General features: G+C 72.2%; 26 protein-coding genes. 13 read left to right on the forward strand and 13 right to left on the reverse strand.

The features are described from left to right. Positions 1-133: 133 nt before the first annotated feature. The 4 genes from ACZ6ZP_RS11855 to ACZ6ZP_RS11870 all read left to right on the forward strand — a co-directional run bounded on the left by ACZ6ZP_RS11855 (position 134) and on the right by ACZ6ZP_RS11870 (position 2,960). Positions 134-271 (forward strand): lasso RiPP family leader peptide-containing protein, encoded by a 138-nt coding sequence (locus ACZ6ZP_RS11855; protein ID WP_351157869.1) that lies wholly within the window; start codon positions 134-136, stop codon positions 269-271. 96 nt (positions 272-367) lie between these two features. Beyond that, positions 368-2,272, forward strand: coding sequence for an asparagine synthase-related protein (locus ACZ6ZP_RS11860; RefSeq protein ID WP_469406593.1), 1,905 nt, complete (start codon positions 368-370; stop codon positions 2,270-2,272). Continuing rightward, complete coding sequence (locus ACZ6ZP_RS11865; protein ID WP_351157864.1) at positions 2,269-2,532, forward strand: lasso peptide biosynthesis PqqD family chaperone; 264 nt, start codon at positions 2,269-2,271, stop codon at positions 2,530-2,532. Before ACZ6ZP_RS11860 ends, ACZ6ZP_RS11865 begins: the two co-directional genes overlap by 4 nt. Next, positions 2,529-2,960 (forward strand): lasso peptide biosynthesis B2 protein, encoded by a 432-nt coding sequence (locus tag ACZ6ZP_RS11870; protein WP_469406595.1) that lies wholly within the window; start codon positions 2,529-2,531, stop codon positions 2,958-2,960. Before ACZ6ZP_RS11865 ends, ACZ6ZP_RS11870 begins: the two co-directional genes overlap by 4 nt. Before the next feature lie 444 nt (positions 2,961-3,404). Here ACZ6ZP_RS11870 and ACZ6ZP_RS11875 read toward each other — a convergent pair whose 3' ends face one another. Then, the gene (locus ACZ6ZP_RS11875) at positions 3,405-4,703 is read right to left on the reverse strand and encodes an MFS transporter (protein ID WP_469406597.1); all 1,299 of its coding nucleotides are present in this window, start codon (positions 4,701-4,703) and stop codon (positions 3,405-3,407) included. A gap of 99 nt (positions 4,704-4,802) precedes the next feature. Between ACZ6ZP_RS11875 and ACZ6ZP_RS11880 the strand changes: the two genes are divergently transcribed. Continuing rightward, positions 4,803-5,888 carry a DUF5937 family protein gene (locus tag ACZ6ZP_RS11880; RefSeq protein WP_469406598.1) on the forward strand — a complete coding sequence of 362 codons (1,086 nt, stop codon included), beginning with the start codon at positions 4,803-4,805 and terminating at the stop codon, positions 5,886-5,888. A gap of 187 nt (positions 5,889-6,075) precedes the next feature. Here the strand turns inward: ACZ6ZP_RS11880 and ACZ6ZP_RS11885 are convergent, their stop codons facing one another. Then, positions 6,076-6,453 (reverse strand): STAS domain-containing protein, encoded by a 378-nt coding sequence (locus ACZ6ZP_RS11885; protein ID WP_383826241.1) that lies wholly within the window; start codon positions 6,451-6,453, stop codon positions 6,076-6,078. 303 nt (positions 6,454-6,756) lie between these two features. Here ACZ6ZP_RS11885 and ACZ6ZP_RS11890 point away from each other — a divergent pair, with 303 nt between their 5' ends. Continuing rightward, the gene (locus tag ACZ6ZP_RS11890) at positions 6,757-7,803 is read left to right on the forward strand and encodes an NUDIX hydrolase (RefSeq protein WP_351157852.1); all 1,047 of its coding nucleotides are present in this window, start codon (positions 6,757-6,759) and stop codon (positions 7,801-7,803) included. Between the two features lie 145 nt (positions 7,804-7,948). Here ACZ6ZP_RS11890 and ACZ6ZP_RS11895 read toward each other — a convergent pair whose 3' ends face one another. Beyond that, on the reverse strand, positions 7,949-9,304 hold the full coding sequence (locus ACZ6ZP_RS11895; RefSeq protein WP_351157850.1) for a dipeptidase: 1,356 nt from the start codon (positions 9,302-9,304) through the stop codon (positions 7,949-7,951). 135 nt (positions 9,305-9,439) lie between these two features. On the opposite strand from ACZ6ZP_RS11895, the gene ACZ6ZP_RS11900 reads away from it, so the two are divergent. After that, the gene (locus ACZ6ZP_RS11900; protein WP_351157848.1) at positions 9,440-10,642 is read left to right on the forward strand and encodes a geranylgeranyl reductase family protein; all 1,203 of its coding nucleotides are present in this window, start codon (positions 9,440-9,442) and stop codon (positions 10,640-10,642) included. 34 nt (positions 10,643-10,676) lie between these two features. Here the strand turns inward: ACZ6ZP_RS11900 and ACZ6ZP_RS11905 are convergent, their stop codons facing one another. Further along, a complete protein-coding gene (locus ACZ6ZP_RS11905; protein WP_361471194.1) occupies positions 10,677-11,156 on the reverse strand; it encodes a nitroreductase family deazaflavin-dependent oxidoreductase in 480 nt (159 codons plus the stop codon). A 174-nt stretch (positions 11,157-11,330) separates the two neighbouring features. On the opposite strand from ACZ6ZP_RS11905, the gene ACZ6ZP_RS11910 reads away from it, so the two are divergent. The 5 genes from ACZ6ZP_RS11910 to ACZ6ZP_RS11930 all read left to right on the forward strand — a co-directional run bounded on the left by ACZ6ZP_RS11910 (position 11,331) and on the right by ACZ6ZP_RS11930 (position 14,544). Then, positions 11,331-12,029, forward strand: coding sequence for a TetR/AcrR family transcriptional regulator (locus ACZ6ZP_RS11910; RefSeq protein WP_351157844.1), 699 nt, complete (start codon positions 11,331-11,333; stop codon positions 12,027-12,029). A gap of 130 nt (positions 12,030-12,159) precedes the next feature. Next, entirely contained in the window at positions 12,160-12,297 is a 138-nt protein-coding gene (locus ACZ6ZP_RS11915; protein ID WP_469406600.1) for a hypothetical protein, read from the forward strand. An 80-nt stretch (positions 12,298-12,377) separates the two neighbouring features. After that, on the forward strand, positions 12,378-12,572 hold the full coding sequence (locus ACZ6ZP_RS11920; RefSeq protein WP_469406601.1) for a hypothetical protein: 195 nt from the start codon (positions 12,378-12,380) through the stop codon (positions 12,570-12,572). Between the two features lie 53 nt (positions 12,573-12,625). Beyond that, positions 12,626-13,882 (forward strand): sensor histidine kinase, encoded by a 1,257-nt coding sequence (locus ACZ6ZP_RS11925; RefSeq protein WP_366463028.1) that lies wholly within the window; start codon positions 12,626-12,628, stop codon positions 13,880-13,882. After that, positions 13,879-14,544, forward strand: coding sequence for a response regulator transcription factor (locus ACZ6ZP_RS11930; protein ID WP_351157834.1), 666 nt, complete (start codon positions 13,879-13,881; stop codon positions 14,542-14,544). The genes ACZ6ZP_RS11925 and ACZ6ZP_RS11930 overlap by 4 nt, the downstream gene beginning before the upstream one ends. On the opposite strand, the gene ACZ6ZP_RS11935 is transcribed toward ACZ6ZP_RS11930, so the two are convergent. Together ACZ6ZP_RS11935 and ACZ6ZP_RS11940 are read right to left on the reverse strand one after the other, a co-directional pair. Further along, a complete protein-coding gene (locus ACZ6ZP_RS11935) occupies positions 14,505-14,777 on the reverse strand; it encodes a DUF6332 family protein (protein ID WP_351157831.1) in 273 nt (90 codons plus the stop codon). The genes ACZ6ZP_RS11930 and ACZ6ZP_RS11935 overlap by 40 nt on opposite strands. Before the next feature lie 76 nt (positions 14,778-14,853). After that, positions 14,854-16,341: an MFS transporter gene (locus ACZ6ZP_RS11940; protein ID WP_351157829.1), complete on the reverse strand. Its 1,488-nt coding sequence runs from the start codon at positions 16,339-16,341 to the stop codon at positions 14,854-14,856. 88 nt (positions 16,342-16,429) lie between these two features. Between ACZ6ZP_RS11940 and ACZ6ZP_RS11945 the strand changes: the two genes are divergently transcribed. Continuing rightward, positions 16,430-16,846 (forward strand): MarR family winged helix-turn-helix transcriptional regulator, encoded by a 417-nt coding sequence (locus ACZ6ZP_RS11945; RefSeq protein WP_361471185.1) that lies wholly within the window; start codon positions 16,430-16,432, stop codon positions 16,844-16,846. Positions 16,847-16,910: 64 nt separating this feature from the next. Here ACZ6ZP_RS11945 and ACZ6ZP_RS11950 read toward each other — a convergent pair whose 3' ends face one another. The 7 genes from ACZ6ZP_RS11950 to ACZ6ZP_RS11980 all read right to left on the reverse strand — a co-directional run bounded on the left by ACZ6ZP_RS11950 (position 16,911) and on the right by ACZ6ZP_RS11980 (position 23,570). Next, a complete protein-coding gene (locus tag ACZ6ZP_RS11950; RefSeq protein ID WP_366463026.1) occupies positions 16,911-17,639 on the reverse strand; it encodes a maleylpyruvate isomerase family mycothiol-dependent enzyme in 729 nt (242 codons plus the stop codon). A 48-nt stretch (positions 17,640-17,687) separates the two neighbouring features. Then, positions 17,688-18,149 carry a DUF3237 domain-containing protein gene (locus ACZ6ZP_RS11955; protein ID WP_351157821.1) on the reverse strand — a complete coding sequence of 154 codons (462 nt, stop codon included), beginning with the start codon at positions 18,147-18,149 and terminating at the stop codon, positions 17,688-17,690. 62 nt (positions 18,150-18,211) lie between these two features. Beyond that, on the reverse strand, positions 18,212-19,018 hold the full coding sequence (locus ACZ6ZP_RS11960) for an ABC transporter ATP-binding protein (protein WP_351157819.1): 807 nt from the start codon (positions 19,016-19,018) through the stop codon (positions 18,212-18,214). After that, a complete protein-coding gene (locus tag ACZ6ZP_RS11965) occupies positions 19,011-20,099 on the reverse strand; it encodes an ABC transporter ATP-binding protein (protein WP_366463024.1) in 1,089 nt (362 codons plus the stop codon). The genes ACZ6ZP_RS11960 and ACZ6ZP_RS11965 overlap by 8 nt, the downstream gene beginning before the upstream one ends. After that, positions 20,096-20,971 carry an ABC transporter permease gene (locus tag ACZ6ZP_RS11970; RefSeq protein WP_469406603.1) on the reverse strand — a complete coding sequence of 292 codons (876 nt, stop codon included), beginning with the start codon at positions 20,969-20,971 and terminating at the stop codon, positions 20,096-20,098. Before ACZ6ZP_RS11970 ends, ACZ6ZP_RS11965 begins: the two co-directional genes overlap by 4 nt. Continuing rightward, the gene (locus ACZ6ZP_RS11975) at positions 20,968-21,918 is read right to left on the reverse strand and encodes an ABC transporter permease (RefSeq protein ID WP_469406604.1); all 951 of its coding nucleotides are present in this window, start codon (positions 21,916-21,918) and stop codon (positions 20,968-20,970) included. Before ACZ6ZP_RS11975 ends, ACZ6ZP_RS11970 begins: the two co-directional genes overlap by 4 nt. Beyond that, positions 21,915-23,570: an ABC transporter substrate-binding protein gene (locus tag ACZ6ZP_RS11980; protein ID WP_469406606.1), complete on the reverse strand. Its 1,656-nt coding sequence runs from the start codon at positions 23,568-23,570 to the stop codon at positions 21,915-21,917. The genes ACZ6ZP_RS11975 and ACZ6ZP_RS11980 overlap by 4 nt, the downstream gene beginning before the upstream one ends. Between the last annotated feature and the right edge of the window lie 60 nt (positions 23,571-23,630).

Consider the following 23,630-nt stretch of genomic DNA (forward strand, 5'->3'; position numbering starts at 1 on the left):
GACGCCCGGCCAGCAGGCAATTCACTCCATTGGGTGGGACATCGCCCTGGCCGGCGTACCGCCGAAATGCCATGGGCATTTTCCGCAGCGGCGTGGGGTTCCGCGCCGTCGGCAGAAGCAAGGGAGGCCCTTCATGCAGCAGGAAGAAGTCTACGAACCACCCGCCATGGTGGAAGTCGGTGACTTCGCCGAACTGACCCGCGGCGAGGCCCTGGGCGCGCAGTACGAGGGCGGTTTCCCGCCCTACGAGTGGTACCTCGGCCCCAACTGACCCCTTGGCGCCTCGGCGGCTGACTCCTTGGCACCGCGGCCCAACTGATCCCGAACTCGACAGCACATGAACAGCACATGATGGGTGATACGTGCCATGAGCGGTGACGTGTGGTTCACGATCCTCCCGGACGGTGAATCCGGCGTGGCCGCGGCGCGGCTCCTGCGTCCCTGGGCCACCGCGTCCGTCGCGCACCACTCCGGTCGGCCCTGGCTGCTGGGCAGTTGGCCGGACGGTCTGGTGACGGTGGGCGTGGCAGGGGCGCGGCGCGTCGCGGTGATCGGGCGCTGCCCGGTCACCGCCGATGCGCTGTCCGCGCGGGCGGGACGGCTGCGGGACCTGGGGGACGTGGAGCGGATCGCCCAGGGCCTGACCGGGAGTTTCCACCTCCTCGCCTCCGTCGACGGTTCGGTCCGGGCCAGAGGGAGCGCGTCCGGGGTGCGGCGGCTCTTTCACACGCGTCTTGGCGGAGTGTCCGTGGCCGCCGACCGGTCGGACCGGCTCGCCGCCGTGACCGGAGCGGGCCCCGACGAACGGGTCCTGGCCGCCCACTTGCTCGGCTCGCCGCTTCCGTATCCGCTGGACGACCACTGCGTGTGGCAGGGCGTGCGAGCCCTGCCGTCCTTCGACTGCCTGCTGCTCGACGCGGACGGGCGGGCCCGCACCCGGCGGTGGTGGACCCCGCCGGAGCCGCAGCGCGCGTGGCAGGAGGGAGTACCCGCGGTGCGGGCGGCGTTGACCGCGGCGGTGGGCGCCTGCACGGCCGGCGGGGGCACCGTGAGCGCGGACATGTCCGGCGGCATGGACTCCACCAGCCTGTGCTTCCTGGCCGCCCGGGAGCAGGAGCGGAGCCGGCCGCCCGGAGCGAAGCTGGTGACGATGCGCTGGCAGAGCCTGGACCCGCAGAACGACGACGCGGCCTGGGCCGAGCGCGCCGCCACCCACCTTCCCGACAGCGAGCACGTCACGCCCGCCCGCGACCAATGGCCGCATTGGTACAGCGACTTGACGGCACTCACCGAGGACGCCGTACCCACCGACGAGCCGGGACCGTGGGTGCGCGACGGCGCCAGGATCGCCTCGCTCTGCCGCCTGATGACCGACCGGGGGTCTCGCCTGCACCTGATGGGCGGCGGCGCGGACGAGCTGTTCAGTACATTTCCGCCCCACCTGCACGACTACGTACGACGTCATCCGCTGGCGGCGTACGCCCGCATCCGAACCCAACGCGCCTCCCAGCACTGGCCGCTGGGGCCACTGCTGCGGCAGCTCGCGGACGGCAGGACGTACGGCCAGTGGCTGTCCGCGTGGGCGCGGGGCCTCACCGCCGCCGAGCCGGCCTCGGCCGCCCTGGTCCGCCGGGCCCCCTCGACGGCGTGGGGGATGGACCTGCGCATGCCGCCGTGGGCGACGCGGGACGCGGCCCTGGCCGTGCAGAGCCTGCTCCGCGAAGCCGCCGAGAGCGCCGAGCCGCTCGCGGCCCGGCGGGGACAGCACACGGCACTCGCGTGTGTACGGACCGGTGGGCGCGGCCTGCGGCAGCTGGACCAGGTGACCTCGCGCAGCGGCCTCGGGCAGGCCGCGCCCTACCTCGACGATCAGGTGATCGAGGCGGCCCTGGCCATCCGCGTGGAGGAGCGCAGCACGCCAGGCCGGTACAAGCCGGTGCTCGCCGAGGCGGTGCGCGGCATCGTGCCCGACGACGTCCTGCGGCGGAGCACCAAGGGCGAGTACTGCACGGACTTCCACGTGGGTCTGCGCCACAACCGCGCGGCCCTGGTCGAGCAGTTCGACGGCTCGATGCTGGCCCGGGCCGGGCTGATCGACGACGAGACGGTCCGCGCGTCCCTGCTCGGCGTGCACCCGACGCCGGAGGGGCTGCGCTCCCTCAGCTCCAGCCTGGGCAGCGAGATCTGGCTCCGCGCCCGCCCCGGGCGCGCCCGCCCGGCCGAACACCGTGATGGACCAAGGAGAACCGTGATCAACGAAGGAGCATCGTGAGTCTGACCCTGCGACCCGACGTCTGCGCGACGGACACAGCGGACGGCATGGTGCTCCTGGACGAAGTCACCGGCCGGTACTTCCAGCTCAACCGCACCGCGGCACTCGTCCTGCGCGGTCTCCTCGACGGAGCCGAACCACCGGACGCGGCCCGCGCGTTGTGCGCCGCCTACCCCCGGCTCACCGCCGAGCGCGCCGACGCCGACGCGGCCTCGATCACGCGCGCGCTGATCGGGGCCCGGCTGGTGGTGCCCGTATGAGCCAGTCGATGGTGCCCGCCGCCCGCGGCCGCCTGCCCCTGCGCAGCCGTCCCGCCGCCCTCCTCGCCACGGCCGCCGCCCGGCTGATCGTCGCGTGCAAGCCGCGGCGCATCCGCCGCGTCCTTTCGGTGATCCGGCGCGGGGCCGCCCCCGCCACCGCCCGGCAGGCGCTCGCCGCCCGCGAGGCGGTCGTCGCGGTCAGCGTGCGGTGCGCCGGGGAGGGCTGCCTCCAGCGCTCCGTGGCCACCGCCCTGCTGTGCCGGATGAGCGGTGCCTGGCCGGACTGGTGCACAGGGGTGCGCACGGAGCCGTTCCGCGCGCATGCCTGGGTGGAGGTGGACGGCGTCCCGGTGGGCGAGCCGCACCAGCCTGGGGAGTACCGCCGCATGCTGGTGGTGGCGGCCGCGCTGCCGGGGAAGCGGCCCTGAGGCCCGGCGGGCACCCGGCTGCAAGCGACCCCCTCGGCCGTCCGCGAAGGCGCCGACCACAACGGTCCTGGGCGAGGGGTCAGAGCCGGGCGATACGGCGAGCGTGCGGGGTGGGATGGGGATGGGGAGGGGGATGGCGTCACCCGGCTCATGGCGGCGCGGAGACTTGAGCGGGCGGTGGTGAAGAGCCCGAATTAGCCCGCACGGTGGAACCGGAGACCGTCCGCATGATCCGCTCCGTGACACGGGCCGTCATGTCCCGCACCGGCGAGTGGGATTGAGATCGTCGGGGCGTGGCCACCGATCATCTCCAGCAGACGGAGCACTCCGCATGAAAGCCCCGAAGTACGCGCGTGACATTCCCGGCCTGTGCTGGGACGAGAGCCCCGGTGATGTCCTTCACTGCACCCTTGAACAGAACCACACCGGCGATCACTTCCACGCCTACACCCGAACCCGGTGGCCCAACCGGGCGCGCGCCGCCCGGGCCGCGACGGAGCCACGGAGCGGGCGTACAAGGAACTGAGGTGCCACGGCGCCCGTGGACAGGAGCGTCGCGGCGGCGAGGCTGCCCCAGAGCGCGGTCGGGCCGTGAGGTGCGAGAGCGGTGATGACCGTGGGGGAGACGGCCAGGCCGAAGCCCGTGGAGAGTTCGAAGCGGGCGAGCGTACGCCCCAGGACAGGGGCCGGGGCGAGAGCGGTGACGAGCGCGGTGGCGCTGCCGGCGTAGATGATCTCGCCGATCGTGCAGACGACGGACACCGCGGCGACGGCCGGGGCGCCCCAGCCGTGTCCCAGGGAGGTGGCCGCGAGGAAGCCGAGATAGGACACGGCGAGCACCACGCCGGCCAGCGCCAGCACGGTCTGCCGGGAGAAGCGGGACAGCAGGACGGTGACCGGCACCTGCAAGGTGACCACCAGCACCGTGTTGGCCACGAAGATGGCCGCCGACCACACCGGGGACGCGTGCAACTGGGTCACCAGGACCAGCGGGAGCGCGATTTCGGGGACGTTGAGGCAGAAGACGTAGACCACGTTGGCGGCGAGCAGCGTGCGCATCCGGGGTGCGGGCCCGCTGTCCCCCTTCTTGGCCGGGGCGGTCGGAGCCGCCACCCCGGCCGCGGCAGCCGCGGCGGCGGTCGGGTCCGCCCGCAGGCGCACCGACCACGCCAGCGCCGCCGCCGTGAGATACGCGACCCCGGTGACCGCTGCCAGCGCCTGCAGTGCGGTGGTGCCGCCCGCCAGGCAAGCGGTGGCCAGGAGCGCGCCCACGCCCATGCCTGCGTTGCGCAGGGCGCGGCCTGCCGCGAGCGCGGTGTCGCGTTCCCGGCCGTGGGCGAGCGTGGCCACGAGCGCCGCGTGGGCGGCCGGCCATGCCTGGTTGCCGATGCCGAGGAACAGCGCCGCCGCCGCGAACAGCCCGACGTGTCCCGCAGGAGTGGCGAGCAGCAGCGCCACGCCGAGGAACCGCACCAGCATCGACGCCGCCACCACCGTGCTGCGCGCGCCCCGGTCGAGCCATCGGCCCACCGCGGGCATGCACACCAGACCCACGACGATGCCGACGGTCATGGCGACGCCGGTGGCCGGCGCGGAAAGCCGCAGCACCGTCACGCCGTAGAGCAGCAGGAACGGGCGCAGCAGGCCGGTGCCGAGGGCGTCCACGGCTATGGCGACGGCATAGCGCGGGCCTCCGGAGGCGTGGAGGAGGGCGCGGGGCTCGATCTTGGTGGTGGTGGGCATGGCGCCCACGGTGGGGTCGGCCGCCGGATCGGCCACGTCGGTTGACGAACCCCGTCAATCGGCGTCGGCGCCGGTCATCCGGTCGGTGATGATGCGGGGATGACGTTGAGGATCGACATCAGCGGTCTGCCGTCCGAGCGCCTGCGGTTCGCCGCGTCCCCGCTGGCCGAGCTGACCGCGATGCTGCACGTGCTGGCCGAACCCGGGCATCATCCGCGGTACGCCGACTGGGCGGGTGACGTCTGGTCCGGACTGCGGCCCGAGCTGGCCGAGCGGTTGCGGGAGGCGGAGTTCCTCTGGCGTTCCTCACAGGCCGACTTCCTGATCCCCGCCCGGCCCCGGCCCACTCTTGCCGAGGAGTTGGACGACGTGGACCGGATCGGCGACGAGGCGTATGTGACCGCCGCGCTGGTCACCACGTGTGGCAGCAACCGGGCCCGTTTCGCCGCGTCCTCGCCGCTGACCGACGCGACCGCCCGCGAGCGTGCGCTGGACCTGGCCCAGGCCCGTGGCCCGCGGCAGGAGGCCTTCGCGGAACGGCTGCTCGCGGACCCGGCCGCCGTACGGGCGCGGGTGCGCCACACCCTCGAACAGTGCGCCGAGGCCTTCTTCGATGCCGCGTGGGCCGATGTCGCCGAGCGGTTGGCCACCGATCTGCGCCTGAAGAACGACTTGTTGCAGCGTCAGGGCATCGGATCGGCACTGGCATCGGTCTCCGACGCCGTCACCCTGGCACCGGACGGCGACTGCGTCATCGTGGACAAGCTGCAGGACAAGTCGACCGCCGCCCGCGGCATCGGGGTCACCTTCATCCCCAGCGTCTTCGGCCGCCCGCACCTGGTGGCGGTCCATTCGCCGGGGTGGCAGCCGGTGGTGCAGTACCCCGTGGCCGAGCCGGGTCCCTCGGAGCCGGTGTCGCTGGAGACGGTCACCCTGCGCCTCGAGGCACTCGCGCATCCGGTACGGCTGCGGCTGCTGCGCACCCTGGCCCGCGGTTCGCACACCACGGGCGAGCTGGCGCACGCCTGGGAACTTTCGGCCCCGGAGGTCTCCCGCCACCTCGCCGTCCTGCGCGGCGCGGGTCTGCTCACGGCCCGGCGGGAGGGCCGCTACGTCCGCTACACCCTCAAGCTGCCCGATCTGACGGCGCTGGGCGCCGATCTGCTGGCGGCCGTACTGCGCTGAGTGCCGCAGGGCCGCACCCGGTTCACACGGGGTGTGAACGGAATGCATATATGCATCGTGCGCGCCTACTGCCGGTAACAGCGTCGGCAGGGCAAGCTGGGAGGAGCTGCCCGGACCCCGCAGCGCTCCCGCGCCACCCCGGCCGGGAGTTCGCCACCCCTGTCGTGGGCTCACCCCTGTCGCGGGCTCATTCCTGCTCCAGTGCCTTCTCCAGGGTGGGAACGGGCGACAGCATGGGAGTGAGGCCCGTCAGGCGCAGGATGCGCAGCGTCAGGCGGTGGGTGCAGATCACGGAGAGACGGGCGCCTCTCGCCGCCGTACGACGGTGTGCGCGGACCAGCAGGGCGACGCCGGAGCAGTCGAAGAACGTGGTCCGCGTCAGGTCGATGACCACGGTGCTGGCGGTCCCACCGGTGATCGGGTCCAGCAGCGGGCCCATCCGCTGGTAGGCCAACAGGTCGATCTCACCGTGCAGTTCGATGACGACAGCGCCGTTGTGGCCGTACACGCGCGGCTGCTGGTCGGAGTCCTCGAAGGCGAATTCGTTCAGTGCACGGAGTTGCACGTGTCCCCCCAGTGTCGACGACGGCCGGGTCCTCGCGGCAGCGGGGTGCGTCGAAAGAGCCGGATTCAGGAGGTCACCAGGGGCTGGGGCGCCTGGCGGATCACGCTAGCGGGGGAGGGCCCGGCCTGTGGTGAGGGAACGATTCATGCAGCGCGACTGCCACCCGATGGGGTGAAGCGAGCGCGAATCCCTTGACATGTTGGGGCGCCTTTCGGCCTGGGGGAGGGCCGCCTCATCAGGGCCTGGTTTCCGTGGCAGGGTGTTGCGGGCAAGCCACAGGGGGCCAACAGAAGAGGGGGAACCGTGATCGTCTGGATCAACGGCGCGTTCGGTGCGGGCAAGACCAGCGCCGCACGGGAACTGATCGAGCTGATCCCGAACAGCACACTCTTCGACCCCGAGGTCATCGGCGGCGGACTGCCCGACCTGCTGCCGCCCAAGTGCCTCGCCGAGGTGAGCGACTTCCAGGATCTGTCGATCTGGCGGCGGCTCGTCGTGGACACGGCGGCGGCGCTGCTCGCCGAGGTCGGTGGCGTCCTCGTGGTGCCCATGACCCTGCTGCGGCAGGACTACCGCGACGAGATCTTCGGCGGGCTCGCCTCGCGCAGAATCGCCGTACGCCATGTCGTCCTGGCCCCGGATGAAACGATCCTGCGCCAACGCATCACCGCCCGTCCCGTCCCGGAACTGCCGGACGGCGAGCTGCGCGTGCGGCAGTGGTCGTTCGACCACATCGAGCCCTACCGCGCCGCGCTGGCGGGCTGGCTCGGCGCCGACGCCCTGCGCATCGACTCCGGCGCGCTCACGCCCTGCGAGACCGCCGAGCGCATCGCCGACGCCGTACGCAGCGGGGCCGCGTCCGTCTGCGACATCGTGCAGACCCCGGAGCCCACCGCGGAGACGCTCGCGGCCGGCGTGCTGCTCTTCGACGAGCGGGACCGGGTGCTGCTGGTCGACCCGACGTACAAGGCCGGTTGGGAGTTCCCCGGCGGCGTCGTCGAACCGGGCGAGGCGCCCGCGCGCGCGGGCATGCGCGAGGTGGCCGAGGAGACCGGCATCCAACTCGCCCACGCCCCGCGGCTCCTGGTCGTCGACTGGGAACCGCCCACACCGCCGGGCTACGGAGGGATGCGCTTCCTCTTCGACGGCGGCAGCCTCGACAGCGGTGAGGCCCGGCAGATGCTCCTGCCGGGCCCCGAACTCCGCGACTGCCGCTTCGTCACCGAGGACGAGGCGGCCCGGCTGCTGCCCGCCGTGCGCTACGAACGGCTGCGCTGGGCCCTGCGCGCACGCGAGCGCGGGGTCCCCCTGTACCTGGAGGCGGGAGTCCCCGTCGGCCCTCCTCAGTGACCGTCGGCCGCCTCTGAACGGCGGGTCGGTCCACGCCGTACCCGTCGACGGCGGCCCGCGGCACGGACGACGCCTCGCCGGTGGGCAGAGCTGTGGGCAGAGGAACTCCCCCTGCCCACAGCCCCGCGGAAGAAGCCTCGGGGGCTCAGCTCGCCGCGTACTTCTGCAGGAACAGCGCCTCCGCCACCGACAGCCGCTCCAGCTCCTGCGGCGACACGCTCTCGTCGACCGCGTGGATCTGCGCCTCGGGCTCGCTCAGGCCGATCAGCAGGATCTCCGCCTGCGGGTAGAGCGAGGCCAGGGTGTTGCACAGCGGGATCGAGCCGCCCTGCCCCGCGTACTGCATCTCCTCGCCGGGGTAGGCCTCGCCCATCGCCTCCGCCATCGCCGCGTACGCCGGGCTGGTGGTGTCCGCGCGGAACGCCTGGCCCTGCCCGATCTGCTCGGTGGACACCTGAGCGCCCCACGGCGTGTGCGCCTCCACGTGCGCCTGCAGCAGCTTGGTGGCCTCGGCCGCGTCCACGCCCGGCGGCACCCGCAGGCTGATCAGCGCCCGCGCGGCCGCCTGCACGGACGGCGTCGCGCCGACCACGGGCGGGCAGTCGATGCCGATGACCGTGACCGCGGGACGCACCCAGATGCGGTCGGCGACCGTGCCCGTGCCGACCAGACGCACACCGTCGAGCACCTTGGCGTCCTTGCGGAAGGCGGCCTCTTCGTACTGAAGCCCGTCCCACACCTCGTCGCCCGTGAGCCCGTCGACCGTCGTCGAGCCGTCCTCCGCGCGCAGCGAGTCGAGCACCCGCACCAGCGCCGCGAGCGCGTCGGGGGCGGCGCCGCCGAACTGGCCCGAGTGCAGATTGCCCTCAAGGGTGTCGATGCGGACGCGTACGAGGGTCATGCCGCGCAGGGTCGTGGTGACCGTCGGCAGGCCGACGCGGAAGTTGCCCGCGTCGCCGATGACGATGGTGTCGGCCACCAGCAGGTCGGGGTGCGCCTCGGCGTACCGCTCCAGGCCACCCGTGCCCTGCTCCTCGGAGCCCTCGGCGATCACCTTGACGGTCACCGGGACACCGCCGTTGGCCTTCAGGGCGCGCAGCGCGAGCAGGTGCATCAGGACGCCGCCCTTGCAGTCGGCGCTGCCGCGTCCGTACCAGCGTCCTTCGCGCTCCGTGAGCTCGAACGGCGGGGTGGTCCACGCCGCCTCGTCGAGCGGCGGCTGCACGTCGTAGTGCGCGTACAGCAGCACCGTGGGAGCGCCCTCGGGGCCCGGCAGCATTCCGTACACCGACTGGGTGCCGTCCGGGGTGTCGAGCAGCGCCACGTCCTGGAACCCCTCGGCGCGCAGCGCGTCGGCCACCCAGTTGGCGGCGGCCTCGCTCTCGCTCCGGGGGAACTGATCGAAGTCCGCCACCGACTTGAAGGCCACCAGTTCGGTGAGCTCCGCCTTCGCCTTCGGCATGAGTGAGGCGACGGTCTCGGCGATCGGATTCGGCGACATGGGCACGCTCCTCGTAGGTGCGACGTTGTACGTATGTGGGTGTTGTGATCCTCCCACAGGCGGGTGCCGGGAGTGCCCGCCGTAGGATGCCTTGGAAAGCGCGGCCAACAGCTGGATCGGGAGCGGTAGACCAACGTGAGCAGCGAGAACTCAGCGGACGACGCTCAATACGTGTGGGACGTCGTCGTGGTGGGAGCAGGGCCCGCCGGGGCGTCGGCGGCCTATGCGGCAGCCGTCGCGGGACGCAGCGTCCTCGTCCTGGAGAAAGCCGAACTGCCCCGGTACAAGACGTGTGGCGGCGGCATCATCGGTCCCTCGCGTGACGCGCTCCCGCCCGGGTTCGAACTGCCCTTCAGGGACCGGGTGCACGCGGTGACGTTCTCCCTGGACGGCAAGTTCGCCCGCACCCGCCGCTCGAAGCAGATGCTCTTCGGGCTCATCAACCGCCCCGAGTTCGACCAGCAGCTGGTCGAGCACGCGCAGAAGGCGGGCGCCGAGCTGCGCACCGGCGTCACCGTCGCGCGCGTGGAGCAGCACGGCTCGGTCGTGCCCGACCGGCGCACGGTCGCCGTGGTCCTTCAGGGCGGCGAGACGGTGCTGGCCCGCGCGGTCGTCGGTGCCGATGGCAGTGCGAGCCGCATAGGAGCACATGTCGGCGTGAAGCTCGACCAGGTGGATCTCGGTCTGGAGGCCGAGATCCCGGTGCCGCAGAGCGTCGCCGAGGACTGGGCGGGCCGGGTGCTCATCGACTGGGGTCCGATGCCCGGCAGTTACGGATGGGTGTTCCCCAAGGGCGACACCCTCACCGTCGGGGTCATCTCCGCGCGCGGCGAAGGCTCGGCCACCAAGCGGTACTTGGAGGACTTCATCGCCCGCCTGGGGCTCGCGGGCTTCGAGCCGAGCATCTCCTCCGGCCATCTGACGCGCTGCCGCAGCGACGACTCGCCGCTCTCGCGCGGCCGGGTCCTGGTGTGCGGTGACGCGGCGGGGCTGCTCGAGCCGTGGACCCGCGAAGGCATCTCCTTCGCGCTGCGCTCGGGGCGCCTCGCGGGGGAGTGGGCGGTACGGATCGGCGAGGCGCACGACGCGGTCGACGCCCGCCGCCAGGCCCTGAACTACGCCTTCGCGATCAAGGCCGGCCTCGGCGTCGAGATGAGCGTCGGGCGGCGCATGCTCACCCTCTTCGAGCGCCGTCCGGGCGCGCTGCACGCGGCGATCACCGGGTTCCGGCCCGCGTGGAACGCGTTCGCGAGGATCACCCGGGGCTCGACCACGCTCGGCGAGCTGGTGCGCAACCACCCGATGGCAGGGCGGGCGCTGAGCAGGGTCGACCGGTAGGGATCCGCCCGCGGGCGGCCCGCGGTCCGCGGCCTCACTTGGTGACGGTGACGCGGAAGACGGGGTGGTCGCTCGCGGCCGCCTCGATCTCCGCGTCGGTGGACTTGGCGGTCACGCCCTTGAAGTACTGGTTGACCTCCCAGCCCCACTTCTCCAGATAGCCGCGCAGCACCGGCAGCTTCTCGGCGTCCGCCACCTCCTCGACCGTGAACGCGCGGACCTTGCGCCCCACCCGCAGCTCGCCGCCGCCCGCCACGCGCATGTTGCGCACCCACTGCGAGTGCCCACGGGCCGAGACCAGGTACTGGGCCCCTTCGTACGTGAACGGGTTGACCGGGATGCGCTGCATCTGCCCGCTCTTGCGGCCGCGCACGGAGAGTTCGGCCGACCCCATCAGGCTGATGCCGCGCCGCGCCAGCCAGCCGATCACGCTGTTGAGCCGGACGGCCAGTGGGCTGCCCTTGAGGTAGTAGGGGGTGGGGGAGGAGGACGCCGAGGGGGAGGACGAGGACATGGTGACCGCCAGAGTCGGGAGGGCTTCCGAGAGCACTGCTCTCGCTTAAGAGCAGTGTGCACGAGAGCGGCGCTTCATTTCAAGAGCGGTGATCTCGAAAGTGTCGCCCGCTCTCATTTCAGTGCGCCGCTCTCGTTTTAGCGCACTGCTCCGAACCCGTGGCACACTGCCTGTATGAGTAGCGCTACCAGCGGGGCCAGGGCCCGCGCCCGAGTCGAAGTCACCGCCGCCATCAAGGACGAGGCGCGCAGACAGCTGGCGGCCGACGGCGCCGCCAAGCTCTCGCTGCGCGCCGTGGCCCGCGAGCTCGGCATGGTGTCCTCCGCCCTCTACCGCTACTTCCCCAGCCGCGACGACCTCCTGACCGCGCTCATCATCGACGCCTACGACTCCCTCGGCGCCGCTGCCGAGGAGGCGCATGCCGAGGTCGCGTCGGCCGAACCCGTACGGCGCTGGACGACCGTGTGCGAGGCCGTGCGGACCTGGGCGCTCGCGCATCCCCATGAGTACGCCCTCATCTACGGCTCGCCCGTCCCCGGCTACAGCGCGCCCTCCTCCACGATCGAAGCCGCGGCCCGTGTCGGGCAGCTGCTCATCGGGATTCTGCGCGACGCCCACCAGGGGCGCGGTGTCGCCGCGCGGCCGCTGCCGGGCGGGCTGCGTCCCGAGGCCGAGCGGATCGCGGCGGACCTCGCGCCCGATCTGCCGCCCGCGGTGGCCGCGGCGTTGGTCGCGGCGTGGGCCCAGCTGTTCGGGCTCGTGGGCTTCGAGGTGTTCGGACAGTTCAACCGCGTCGTCGAGGACCGCTCGGCGTTCTTCTCCTATGCGGCCACTCAACTCGCCCACGGCGTGGGGCTGGTGGACCAGGGCTGAGCCCCGGGCCGCGGCGAGAGGAGGTCCGGGTCCTGGCGCAGTATCCGCCCTGCTTCGGCGGCCCGAGCGGCGCCTCTTCGCCGCCGCGCAACGCCCGGAACGGGCCCAGCAGTTCGAAGCGAGCATCCCGGTGCTGATGTTCTGCGTCGCCTGCGGCCTGTCGATGGACTACGAGGTGTTCATGCTGGCGCGCATCAAGGAGGAGTACGAGCGAGTCGGCGACACGCGGCGGGCGGGGCCACCGGGATCCGGCAGAGCGCCCCGCTGATCACCGCGGCGGCCGGGATTCTCGCGCTCTCGTTCCGCACGTACGCCACCGGAGGCATCGTCTTCCTCAAGGAACTCGGCGTGGGCACCGCCCTGACGATCCTCGTGGACGCCACCCTCATCCGCGTCGTCCTGCTCGCCGTGGCCATGCGGCTGGCGGGCCGCGGCAACTGGTGGGCGCCCGGTCCGCTGCGCCGACTGCACCAGCGCCTCGGCCTGCACGAAGGCGTGGAGAGTGGCAAGACCCCCGAGGTACTCCAGCGGGAGTACGCGTGATCGCCACCGCCGGGTGACGACCGCCGGGCACCGAGCGGTCTAGCGTTGCCGTCATGGATGAGCGGCGCGAACACAAGCGCGGCGGTCCGCCCTTGCCCTGGAGCGGACCGGCGATGTGGCGGCACGGGCCGCCCTGGTGGAACCAGCGCGACGAGTCGGGGAACGTCAGCAGGCTGCCGTGGCTGACGACGCTGGCGATCACCGTGTTCGTGCAGGTCGGCTCGAAGTACGCCGCCGAGGGCCAGCTCGACCGCGAGCCCCTCGACCTCTACGCCCGGCTGCTCCTGCTCGCGGGCACGGCCTCGCTCCTGCTGCGCCACCGCCATCCGGTCCCGGTCGCGTACGTCACGGCCGGGACCGCGCTCGTCTACCTCGGGGCCGGGTACGCGTACGGACCGGTCCTCATCACCGTCGCCGTCGGCTGCTTCGCGGCGGTCGTCGCCGGGCATCGGCGCGCGGCCTGGGGCGCCGTCGGCATGCTGTGGGCGGGGCATCTGCTGGTCGCGCACTGGCTCTATCAATGGCTGCCGCCGGACGGCGACAACGCCCGGACGTGGGGCGAGGAAACCGTCGTCGCCGTCTGGGTCGTCGCCATCATCGCCGTGTCCGAACTGGCCCGCGTACGGCGCGAGCAGTGGATGAAGGAGCGGGCCGAGCGCGCGCAGGCAGCCAAGCGGCGGGCCGACGAGGAGCGCCTGCGCATGGCGCGCGAGCTGCACGACGTCCTCGCGCACAGCATCTCCGTGATCAATGTCCAGGCGGGCGTCGGCCTGGCGCTGCTCGACTCCGATCCCGAACAGGCCCGCACGGCCCTGACCACCATCAAGGCCGCGAGCAAGGAGGCCCTGGGGGAGGTCCGTCAGGTCCTGGACACCCTGCGCACGCCCGGTGACGCGCCCCGCGCCCCGGCCCCCGGGCTCGACCGGCTGCCCGAGCTGGTGCAGCAGGCGGCCGGCGCGGGGCTCACCGTCGAGGTCGACACCCAGGGCGCCGGAAAGAAGCCGGCGCCCGGCGTGGACCTCGCTGCCTTCCGCATCGTCCAGGAGGCCCTCACCAACGTCGTACGGCACTCCGGGTCGAGGCACGCGCGCGTGCTCGTGCGCCACGAGGCCGCGGCGCTCACCCTGCGCGTGGACGACGACGGCCCCGCCACCGGCGCGGACGCGGGCGGCAGCGGGAACGGTCTTGCCGGGATGCGGGAGCGCGCCGCCGCCCTCAATGGCACGATCGAGGCGGGCCCGCGCCCGGACGGGGGATTCCGTGTGACCGCCGTACTGCCCACCCGCACGGCACCTCAGGAGGACCAGTGATCCGCGTACTGCTCGCCGACGACCAGTCGCTGGTCCGGGCCGGCTTCAAGGCACTGCTCGGCGCCCAGCGGGACATCGAGGTCGCGGGCGAGGCCGCCGACGGCGAGGAGGCGGTGCGCCTGGTGCGTGAACTGCGCCCCGACGTCGTCCTGATGGACATCCGCATGCCGCTGCTCGACGGGCTCGCCGCGACGCGGAGGATCACCGACGAGCCGGATCTGAACGACGTCAAGGTGGTCATGCTGACCACCTTCGAGCTGGACGAGTACGTCTTCGAGGCGATCCGCTCCGGCGCGTCGGGCTTCCTGGTCAAGGACACCGAGCCCGAGGAACTGCTGCGCGCGGTCCGCGCGGTGGTCGACGGGGACGCGCTGCTCTCGCCCGGTGTGACGCGCCGTCTCATCGCCGAGTTCGCGGCCCGCTCCAAGGAGCCGTCGGGCCCCGAGCCGCTGGGCGAACTCACCGAGCGGGAGCGGGAGGTGATGGCGCTGGTCGGCATCGGCCTGTCGAACGAGGAGATCGCACGCCGTCTGGTGGTCAGCCCGCTGACCGCGAAGACGCACGTCAGCCGCACGATGGTGAAGCTGGGCGCCCGGGACCGCGCGCAACTGGTCGTCCTGGCCTACGAGTCGGGCCTGGTGCGGCCGGGGTGGCTGGGCTGAGTCGCCCGCCGGTGGCGCACGAGGATGGTCACCACGGACACGACGAAGAGGACGGCCGCGACGATCAGGCCGACCCGGTTCAGCGTGTTCTTCGAGGGCGATGACACGCCGAAGAAGTGGACCGGTGCGGTCACGGCCATGAAGGCGGCTCCCGCGACGCAGGTCGCGACGAACAGCGCGAAACCGATCTCCACGGTGGCCGCGTCCCGCTGGGCCTGCGTCCTTCGCCCCATGTCCCGAGTGTCGGGGATGTGACTCCGGCGGGCAAGGAACTGCCCGCCGGAGTACGGATGTCGGCGGCAGGTCGGATCAGTCGCGGACGGCGACCCGCTCCTCGTCGGCCTCGTGCTGGACGGACTTCACGACCAGGAGCGTCTCCTGCGTACGACGTGTGCGCAGCCCGGTGAGAGTGATGAGGAGTCCGGCGACCGCGATCGCCGTGACCACGATCAGTCCGGGGCGGTAGCTGTCGAGCACGGCCTGCGGCGAGGCGTCGGCGCCGTGGGAGGCCGCGGTGATCACGGCCGTGACGACGGCGAGGAAGATCGCGCCGCCCACCTGGATCGAGGTGTTCAGGAGGCCCGAGACCATGCCCTGCTCGTCGTCGTGCACGCCGTTGGTGGCCTGGATGTTGAGCGAGGGGAAGACCAGGGCGCAGGCGAAGCCCAGCAGGATCATGGAGGGCAGGATCATGGACGCGTACGACGGGGTGAGGCTGACGCGCAGGAACAGCGTGTACGAGGCCACGAGCAGGACGAAGCCCGCCACGATGACCCGCGGCGTGCCGAACCGGTCGATCACCGAACCGACCTTCGTGGAGGAGAGCGCGACCAGGGCGCCCGCGGGCAGGAAGGCCAGCGCGGTCTCCAGGGCGGACCAGCCGAGCAGCGTCTGGAAGTACTGGGTGGCCAGGAACTGGAAGGAGACGTAGCCGCCGAAGAACGTCATCGCGCCGATCTGCGCCCGCAGTTGGGGCCCTGAGCGCAGGACGCCGAGGCGGATCAGCGGGCTCGCGGTGCGCAGCTCGATGCGTACGAAGACGGCGAGCAGCACGGCCGCGGCGAGGAACGACAGGAGGGTGCGGGCCGATGCCCAGCCCGCCTCCGGCGCCTCGACCACGGTGAACACGAGCAGCAGCATCGCCGCCGTGCCGGTGACGGCGCCCGGCACGTCGTAGCCGCCGACGTTCTTCTCGCGGGCGCTGCGCGGGATCAGCTTGAGTCCGGCGATCAGCGCGATGACGGCGATGGGGGCGGGCAGCAGCATCGTCAGGCGCCAGCTGGCCTCGGTGAGCAGGCCGGAGAGGACAAGGCCCATGGAGAAGCCGGTGGCGGCGCAGGTGGTGTAGATGGTGAGCGCGCGGTTGCGGACCGGGCCCTCGGCGAACGTCGTGGTGATGATGGAAAGGCCCGCGGGCGCGGTGAACGCGGCGCTCAGCCCCTTGATGAAGCGGCTCGCGATCAGCAGCGGCCCGGAGTCGACGAACCCGCCCAGGAGTGAGGCGAGGGCGAAGACGGCGAGCGCGATCAGGAAGACGCGGCGCCGCCCGAGCAGGTCGGCGGCGCGTCCGCCCAGGAGCAGGAGGCCGCCGTAGCCGAGGATGTAGCCGCTGACGACCCACTGCAGGGTCGAGGTGGAGAGGTTCAGCTCGGAGCCGATGGAGGGCAGGGCGACGCCGACCATCGACACGTCGAGCGCGTCGAGGAACATCGCGGCGCAGAGCACGAGGAGAGTGCCCCACAGACGCGGGGACCAGCGCTCCGGGGACGCGGAGGCAGCTGTGAGCGGAGAAGTCATGCGCAGCAGAGTACATGCACATGCATTGAGTGCAAGTGCATTTAATTCCGATGCAACAAAGGGGCGATTTCTGCTACCGTGCGATGTCATGGCGGCGAAGAAGGCCGAGCAAGGGCTCGTGGACCAATGGCGCGACATCCTCGCGGTGCACGCACGCACCCTGTGCGAACTCGACAGCGCCCTGCGTGAGCACGGCCTGGGGGCCAGCGACTTCGAGGTCCTCGACGTCCTGTCCGATGCCGCTGCTGAGGGCGCTGCGTCGGACGGCGACTGCGCCTACCGCGTGCAGGACATCGCGGGCCGGGTGCACCTGAGCCAGAGCGCGCTGTCCCGCCTCATCGGCCGCCTGGAGAAGGACGGCCTCGTGGAGCGCGCCATGTGCAGCGAGGACCGGCGCGGGGTGCGGGTCGTGCTCACCGACAAGGGACGCCGACTGCACGCCGAGGTACGGCCGGTGCAGCGGGCGGTGCTGCGGCGGATGCTGGCGGAGACCGCCGCCAAGTAACGGACCACCCTCACGCCCCTGGCCGTCACGCCCCCCCGCATACCCCGCCCGCATACCCCCGCCCTCATACCCCCGACGTCTCGCTCCACAGCCTGCCCAGCGCGGTGTCGCCGGTGACCTGCGGGATCGGCGCGCGGTTCCACAGCGCGAGGTAGAGCTGCTCCGCGGGACCCGACAACTCGCAGTCGGCCGGGCCGTCCTCGCCCTGCACCGTGGCGGGCGGCTCCTGCGAGAGGCGTACGGTCCACACGGCGTCCGCGTCCGTCGCCCGCACCCGCAGCACCCGCGGCTCCGGAGTCCGCACCCTGCTGCGCGAGCGCGCGTGGAACCCGCGCAACAGCTCGTCGATCCCGTCCGCCGCGAACTCCGTGCCGATCGGCGACGGCGCGCCGCCGCGCGCGGACTCGGCGTCCACGCGGTGGATCGCCGTCTCGTTCGCCTGCCGCCGCGCCCAGAACGCGAGCGGGGACGGAGCGGGCAGGAACGCCCAGCACCGCGTGTCCGGCGCGGCGGCCCGCAGCGTGGCGACCAGGTCGCCGTGCGCCTGCCGGTACCAGTCGACCAGGGCCGCGCCGTCCAGCTCCGGCGGATCCCCCAGGGGCAGCCGCTCGTCATGCCCCTCGGCGACGTACGCCGCGGCCCAGCGGTGCACCGCCCCCGTGTGCCGCAGCAGATCGCGCACGGTCCAGTCGGGGCAGGTGACCACCTTGGCACCCGGCCCGGCCACTTCGGCGGCGCGGGCCAGCAACTGGCCTTCGGCGTCCAGAATTTCGAGGTGTTCGGCAATCTCCATGGGGGGATTGTGCCGGATGAAGTGCGCTCGATGACGGGTGGATTTCCGCTACTTGAGGGCGTACATGCGGATGGCGACCGTGTCCTCGCCCTCGGGCCGGGCCAGGCCCACGAAGACCGTCTCGGCCAGCCAGCGGTGCGCGGGGGCGTCGGTGCGGAAGACGGGGGAGGTGCGGTAGTAGTGACCGGCGTGGCTGACCTGGAGGCCGTCGTCGTGCTGGTCGGGGCTGTCGGAGGCGGGGCGGTAGTAGCCGCGGTTGACGATGTCGATGACGGCGCCGTCGTCGGCCTGGATCAGGTAGCGCGCGTCGAGCTGGCAGATCTCGCCGCGCGTACTGCTCCAGTCGCCGCCGCCCGCCAGGACCGTGCCGCGCAGCCGCGGGCCCTCCACGGTTCCGCCGACGATCGGGGTGAACTCGGTGACCTCCCCCTCGCCGTGACCGATGTGCAGGGACTGGTCGAGGTGGGCGCGGATCTCGAAGGCGTAGGTCAGGGCGGGAGTGAAGGTCATGGATGACACTCCTTGAGTGGGAGGGGGGTTGAGCGGATGAGTGGGTGGGGGTCTGGCGAGCGTCACGCGGTGGTGGCGGCGCGCCGTGGGGTCCAGCCCCTGCGGGGCACCGATTCGATCAACTTGCGGGTGTACGCGGCCTCCGGCCGTTCCAGGACCGCGACCGTGCGGCCCCGCTCCACGATCCGGCCGCGGTGCATCACCACGATGTCCTCGCAGATGTGCTGGACGATGCCGAGGTCGTGGGTGATGAACAGGTAGGCGATACCGGACTGTTCGCGCAGATCCCGCAGCAGGGTGACGATCTGGGCCTGCACGGACACGTCGAGCGCTGCGACCGCCTCGTCGAGCACCAAGACGCGGGGCCGGACGGCCACCGCGCGGGCGATGGCGACACGTTGGCGCTGGCCGCCCGACAGGGCGCGGGGCAGCGACCGTGCCTGGGGTGCGGCGAGTCCCACCTGGTCGAGCAGTTCGGCGGTGCGCCGGGCCAGCGCGCCGCCGCGCAGGTCGGTGTGGTGCGCCAGGACCTCGCTGATGCTGTCGTCGACGCGTTGATGCCGGTCCAGGGAGGCGTACGGGTCCTGGAAGACCATCTGGACGTCCCGGGCGAAGCTCCTGCGCACGGCGGTGCGGGCCCGTCGGCCCGGCAGGGGCCGGCCGTTCCACCGCACGGCGCCGGCGGTCGGCACTTCGAGGCCCGCGACCATGCGGGCGGTGGTGGTCTTGCCCGAGCCGGACTCGCCGACCACGGCCAGGGAGGCGCCGGCGGCCAGGGTCAGGTCGACGCCGTCGACCGCGACGAAGTCCCCGAAGGTCTTGCGCAGGCCGGTCGCCTCCAGGGCGGGCGGGGCGCTGGATTCAGCCACGACGCACTCTCCTGTCCGTGCCGGGTGCTCCGTCGGTCACGGGGCGGGGGAAGTGGCAGGCCGCCGTGCGGCCGTGGCCGTGGCCGTCGCCAGGGCTGGCGCCGTGACCGTCCTCGGCGCCGTCACCGGTCGGCTCCGGCAGCGGACGCTGCGCGGTGCAGAGGTCCTGGGCCGCCGGACAGCGGGGCGCGAACGCACAGCCGGGACCGGCCTCGAACGCCGAGAGCGGCCTGCCGCCGATCGCCCGCAACGGCTGTGCGCCCGCCCCAGGGTCGGGCCGGGACGCCAGCAGAGCCCGGGTGTAGGGGTGGCGGGACCCGTCGTGCAGGCGCGAGGCCGGCACCTGCTCGACCACCGAGCCCGCGTACATCACCGCGATGCTGTCGCAGACCGCCGCGGCCAGCGCCAGGTCATGGGTGATGAACAGCATCGCGAGCCCTCGCCGGTCCCGGGCCTCGTCGATGACGGCCATGACCTCGGCCTGCGTGGTGACGTCAAGCGCGGTGGTCGGTTCGTCCGCGAGCAGCAGCCGGGGCTCCGTGATCAGGGCCGCCGCGATCATCACGCGTTGCAGCAGCCCGCCGGACAGCTCGGCCGGGCGCTGCCGCAGCCGCCGCGGCGCGTCGGCGATGCCCACCTCGCGCAGCAGGTCCGTCGCGCGGGCCTCGGCGGCGCCGCGACGCTCCCCGCGCGTGGTGATCAGACCCTCGGTGAGGAAGTCGCCGATGGTGCGCAGCGGATTGATGTGCGCCCGCGGGTCCTGGAAGATCATCGCGACCTCGCGGCTGCGCAGCGTACGCAGGGCGGCCGGATCCATGGCGGTGACCGAGACGCCCTCGAAGCGGACCTCGCCACCCACCCGGGCGCCGGGCGGCAGCAGCCGCAGCACCGAACGGGCGGTGAGCGACTTGCCCGAACCGGACTCGCCCACCAGACCCACGGCACTGCCCGCCGGGACGGTGAGGTCCACGCGGTGGATGACCGTGCGGTGTTCGCCCTTGACGGGCAGGGTGATGTGCAGGCCGTCGAACTCCAGCAGGGGAGCGTCGGGCCTCGGCGGGGGAGTCTTTGTGCGCTTCATCGGTCCTCTCCCAGAAGTCGACGGGACAGGCCGCCGCCGAGCAGATTGCAGGCGATGACGAAGACGACGATGACCAGACCGGCGTACAGCGACTGTTCGGGCTGCCCGCCGATGATGCCCGGGGCGCCGTTCGCCACCATCAACCCCCATTCGGCGGTGGGCGGTTGGCTGCCGAGCCCGATGAAGGAGAACGCCGCCACGTCGAGCATCGTGTAGCCGAACGAGGTCGTCGCCTGCACGAGGACCAGCGGCAGCAGATTCGGCAGCAGATGGCGCAGGCAGATCCTGCGGCCGGACAGACCGAGCATGCCGAGCGCGCAGATGTACGGCAGCGAGCGCTCACGCAGGGCCGCACCGCGCACGACGCGCGCGATGTACGGCAGGTAGGCGATGGAGAGGGTGACGACGGCGATGTCCAGGCCCGCCCCGAAGACCGCCGCGCCGACCACGGCGAGGACCAGCCCGGGAAAGCCGAAGACGAGGTCGAGGAAAGCGGAGACGGCCCGGTCGTACCAGCCGCCGAGCCAGGCCGCGGAGACCGCGAGCGCCGTGCCGACCACACCGGCGGCCAGTGTGACGAGAGCCGGAGCGAGCAGACTGGGCCGCGCGCCGTACAGGAGGCGCGAGAGGATGTCGCGGCCCGTGTCGTCCGTGCCGAGCCAGTGCGCCGCCGAGCTGCCCTGCGAAACGGCGAGCGGGTCGACGGCGTTGGGATCGTACGGAGCGACCAGCGGGGCGAACACGGCGGCGACGACCACCAGCGCCACGACGGCTCCGGCGGCGATGGGCACCGCCTGGCCGCGGGCGAGGGCACGGACACGGCCGAGCGGAAGCCTGGCGCCGGTCGCGGAGGCCAACTGATAGGTGCTCACTGGCTTCCTCCCAGCGGAACGCGATGGTCGAGTGCCGCGCTGAGCACGTCCACGACGGTGTTGATCAGGGCGAACGCCACCACCGTGAGCAGCGCGAGAGCCTGCACCACGGCCAGGTCCTGCTTGGCGGCGCTCTGGATCAGGAGCGCGCCGACGCCGTTGAGGCCGAAGGCCTGCTCCACGATCGACGAACCGGCGACCAGACCCGCCACGGCCACCCCCGAGACGGAGACGATCGGCCCCGAGGCGTTGCGCAGGATGTGCTTGCGGACGATGAAGCGCTCCCGGATGCCCCGGCTGCGGGCGGTCTGCACATGCTCGGAGACCAGTTCGGCGCGGATCGCGGCCCGGGAGACCTGGGCGACGTAGGCCAGCCACGAGGCGGCGAGCGCCAGGGCGGGCAGGGTGAGGTGCTCCAGGCGGTCGGCGAAGCCCGCGCCGGACCCGTAGGCCGGGAACCAGCCCAGGCGCACGGCGAGGCCCCACGTCAGCAGCACTGCCATGACGAAGACCGGCACCGCCATGAGCGTCGTGGAGAGCACCGTCACCGCCGTGTCGACCCACTTGCCGCGCAGGGCGGCCAGGGCTCCCAGCGCGACACCGAAGGCGACGATGAGCAGGGCGGCGTAGGCGATGAGGAACAGGGTGTTGCCGATCCGCGCGCCCAACAGGTGGGTGACGGAGTCCTGGTAGCTGAGGGACTCTCCCGCGTCGCCCTGCAGCATGCCGGTCAGCCAGCGCCAGTAGCTCTCCAGGAACGGATCGTCCAGGTGGTACTGGCGGTGAATCTCCGCCAGCAGGGCGGGGCTTGGCTCCTTGCCGCCGCCGACCAGCAGGGTCGCCGGGTCGCCGGGGGACAGGAACAGCGCGCCGTAGATGGCGACGCTCGCGATCAGCAGGGTCACCAGCAGGGCCGCCGCCCGCCGGGCGACGAAGCGGGCGATCACGAGGTGCCCTTGCCGGTGCCGCCGAGGTGCGCCGCCCACGGCATGTTGATGTACGCGAAGGACGAAGGGGCCCCGCTGAGCCGCTTGTTGAGGAACAGCCGCTCGTGCGGGGAGGCCAGCGGCACCACGGGCAGATCCGTGCTGTAGCGCTGCTGGGCCTGGGTGAACAGCCGGGCCGACTTCTCGGGGCGCAGGGTGGCCTGCGCCTGCCCGAGCAGTGAAGTGACCTTGGGATTGCGGTAGTTGGTCCAGTTGAAGAGCGACTTGGGGTCGGTGAGGAGCTGGGCGTAGGAGATCGGGTCGGGGATCTCGACGTACCCGAGGACCATGGTCGCGTCCAGGCCCTTGCGCAGCGAGGCGTCGAAGAACAGCCCGGACATCTGCGTCGGCTGCAACTGCTTGATGACGATCTTGATGCCGATGCGCTCGGCGCCCGCCTGCAGGAAGGTGAGGGTCTGCTGCGACTGCTGGTCCCCCGCGGCCGTGGCGATGGTCAGCGTGCGCTTGTGCGTGCGGGCCTGGCCCACCAGCTTCTTGGCCTTGTCCACGTCGACCTCGGGGACGGCGGGCAGCGCGTCGTGCCCCTTGGCGTAGATACCGGCGGCCTCGCCGTGCTGCCACACCAGCGGCGGGATGAAGGTCTTGAGCTGCTGTGCCGCGCCCGCGTACACGTTCTTGATCAGATCGTCCCGGTCCAGGACGAGGGAGAGCGCCTCGGCGATCTTGTGGTCCGCCAGCGGTGAGTCGGGGCCGATCGCGGCGATGAAGTTCGTCTGCGCCGAAGGGCCGTGGTGCAGCGTGCCCACGTCGGACGACCGCAGGGCGCGGGCGCCCGCCGAGCTGATCTCGTAGCTGCCGTCGACCTCGCCGGAGAGCAGGGCGCTGGTGAGCGTGGAGCCGTCGGTGATGAACTTGAAGTTCAGCGTCTTGATCTTGGGCCGGAGCGAGGTGTCCCAGTAGTCGGCGTTGCGGGTGGCGGTGATGGACTCGCCGGGTTTCCACGACGTCAGCTCGAAGGGGCCCGTGCACATCAGTCCGCCCTTGGCGCTGCCGTAGCCGCGTCCGGCCTTCTTCATGTACGCGGCTTCGTTGACGGTGCCGAAGCTGGTGGCGAGCGCCTTCAGGAACATCTCGTCAGGGGTCTTGAAGCGGACGGTCACCTGGTGCGCGCTCGTCGCGCTGATCGTCTTCACATGGGTGAGGAGGCTGGCGTTGACGCTCTGTGTGGCGGGGTCGCCCTGCCGTCGCAGGCTGCTGACGATGTCGTCGGCGGTCATGGGGTGCCCGTTCCAGAACGTCACGCCCTTGCGGAGGTTGAGGACCAGGGTGGTGTCGTCCGGTCGGCTCCAGGAGGAGGCGAGGCCGGGGGAGGTGGAGTAGTCGGGCTCAAGCCGCAGCAACGAGTCGCAGAGGTTGGCCTTGACGGTGCTCGGCGAATAGTCGGCGACCTTCGCCGAATCCAGCGTCCTCGGCTCACCCATGGGCAGGTTCCACGTGACGTGGTCCAGGGCGCCCGAGGCGGCGGGCGTGGTCATGGTGAGTTTCTGGGCGCGCGGAGCCGGATCGGCGTCGGAGCCCGACGTACAGGCGGTCGCGGTGAGCAGGACGCACAGGGCGCCGACGACCGGGGCGGTGGTTCTGGGAGCCTTCATGAGGGAGCTCCTCGGGGGAGTCGGATGAGGGGAGTTGCCATCGGAGCTACTGGTGCGGGT

The organism is Streptomyces sp. NPDC054047 (genome assembly GCF_055585065.1).

Bases quoted from the DNA above. Each gene is read 5' to 3' on its own strand.
- ACZ6ZP_RS11855 (WP_351157869.1), top strand. From the start codon at position 134: ATGCAGCAGGAAGAAGTCTACGAACCACCCGCCATGGTGGAAGTCGGT.
- ACZ6ZP_RS11860 (WP_469406593.1), top strand. From the start codon at position 368: ATGAGCGGTGACGTGTGGTTCACGATCCTCCCGGACGGTGAATCCGGC.
- ACZ6ZP_RS11870 (WP_469406595.1), top strand. From the start codon at position 2,529: ATGAGCCAGTCGATGGTGCCCGCCGCCCGCGGCCGCCTGCCCCTGCGC.
- ACZ6ZP_RS11875 (WP_469406597.1), bottom strand. From the start codon at position 4,703: ATGCCCACCACCACCAAGATCGAGCCCCGCGCCCTCCTCCACGCCTCC.
- ACZ6ZP_RS11880 (WP_469406598.1), top strand. From the start codon at position 4,803: ATGACGTTGAGGATCGACATCAGCGGTCTGCCGTCCGAGCGCCTGCGG.
- ACZ6ZP_RS11895 (WP_351157850.1), bottom strand. From the start codon at position 9,304: ATGTCGCCGAATCCGATCGCCGAGACCGTCGCCTCACTCATGCCGAAG.
- ACZ6ZP_RS11905 (WP_361471194.1), bottom strand. From the start codon at position 11,156: ATGTCCTCGTCCTCCCCCTCGGCGTCCTCCTCCCCCACCCCCTACTAC.
- ACZ6ZP_RS11910 (WP_351157844.1), top strand. From the start codon at position 11,331: ATGAGTAGCGCTACCAGCGGGGCCAGGGCCCGCGCCCGAGTCGAAGTC.
- ACZ6ZP_RS11925 (WP_366463028.1), top strand. From the start codon at position 12,626: ATGGATGAGCGGCGCGAACACAAGCGCGGCGGTCCGCCCTTGCCCTGG.
- ACZ6ZP_RS11935 (WP_351157831.1), bottom strand. From the start codon at position 14,777: ATGGGGCGAAGGACGCAGGCCCAGCGGGACGCGGCCACCGTGGAGATC.
- ACZ6ZP_RS11940 (WP_351157829.1), bottom strand. From the start codon at position 16,341: ATGACTTCTCCGCTCACAGCTGCCTCCGCGTCCCCGGAGCGCTGGTCC.
- ACZ6ZP_RS11945 (WP_361471185.1), top strand. From the start codon at position 16,430: ATGGCGGCGAAGAAGGCCGAGCAAGGGCTCGTGGACCAATGGCGCGAC.
- ACZ6ZP_RS11950 (WP_366463026.1), bottom strand. From the start codon at position 17,639: ATGGAGATTGCCGAACACCTCGAAATTCTGGACGCCGAAGGCCAGTTG.
- ACZ6ZP_RS11955 (WP_351157821.1), bottom strand. From the start codon at position 18,149: ATGACCTTCACTCCCGCCCTGACCTACGCCTTCGAGATCCGCGCCCAC.
- ACZ6ZP_RS11965 (WP_366463024.1), bottom strand. From the start codon at position 20,099: ATGAAGCGCACAAAGACTCCCCCGCCGAGGCCCGACGCTCCCCTGCTG.
- ACZ6ZP_RS11980 (WP_469406606.1), bottom strand. From the start codon at position 23,570: ATGAAGGCTCCCAGAACCACCGCCCCGGTCGTCGGCGCCCTGTGCGTC.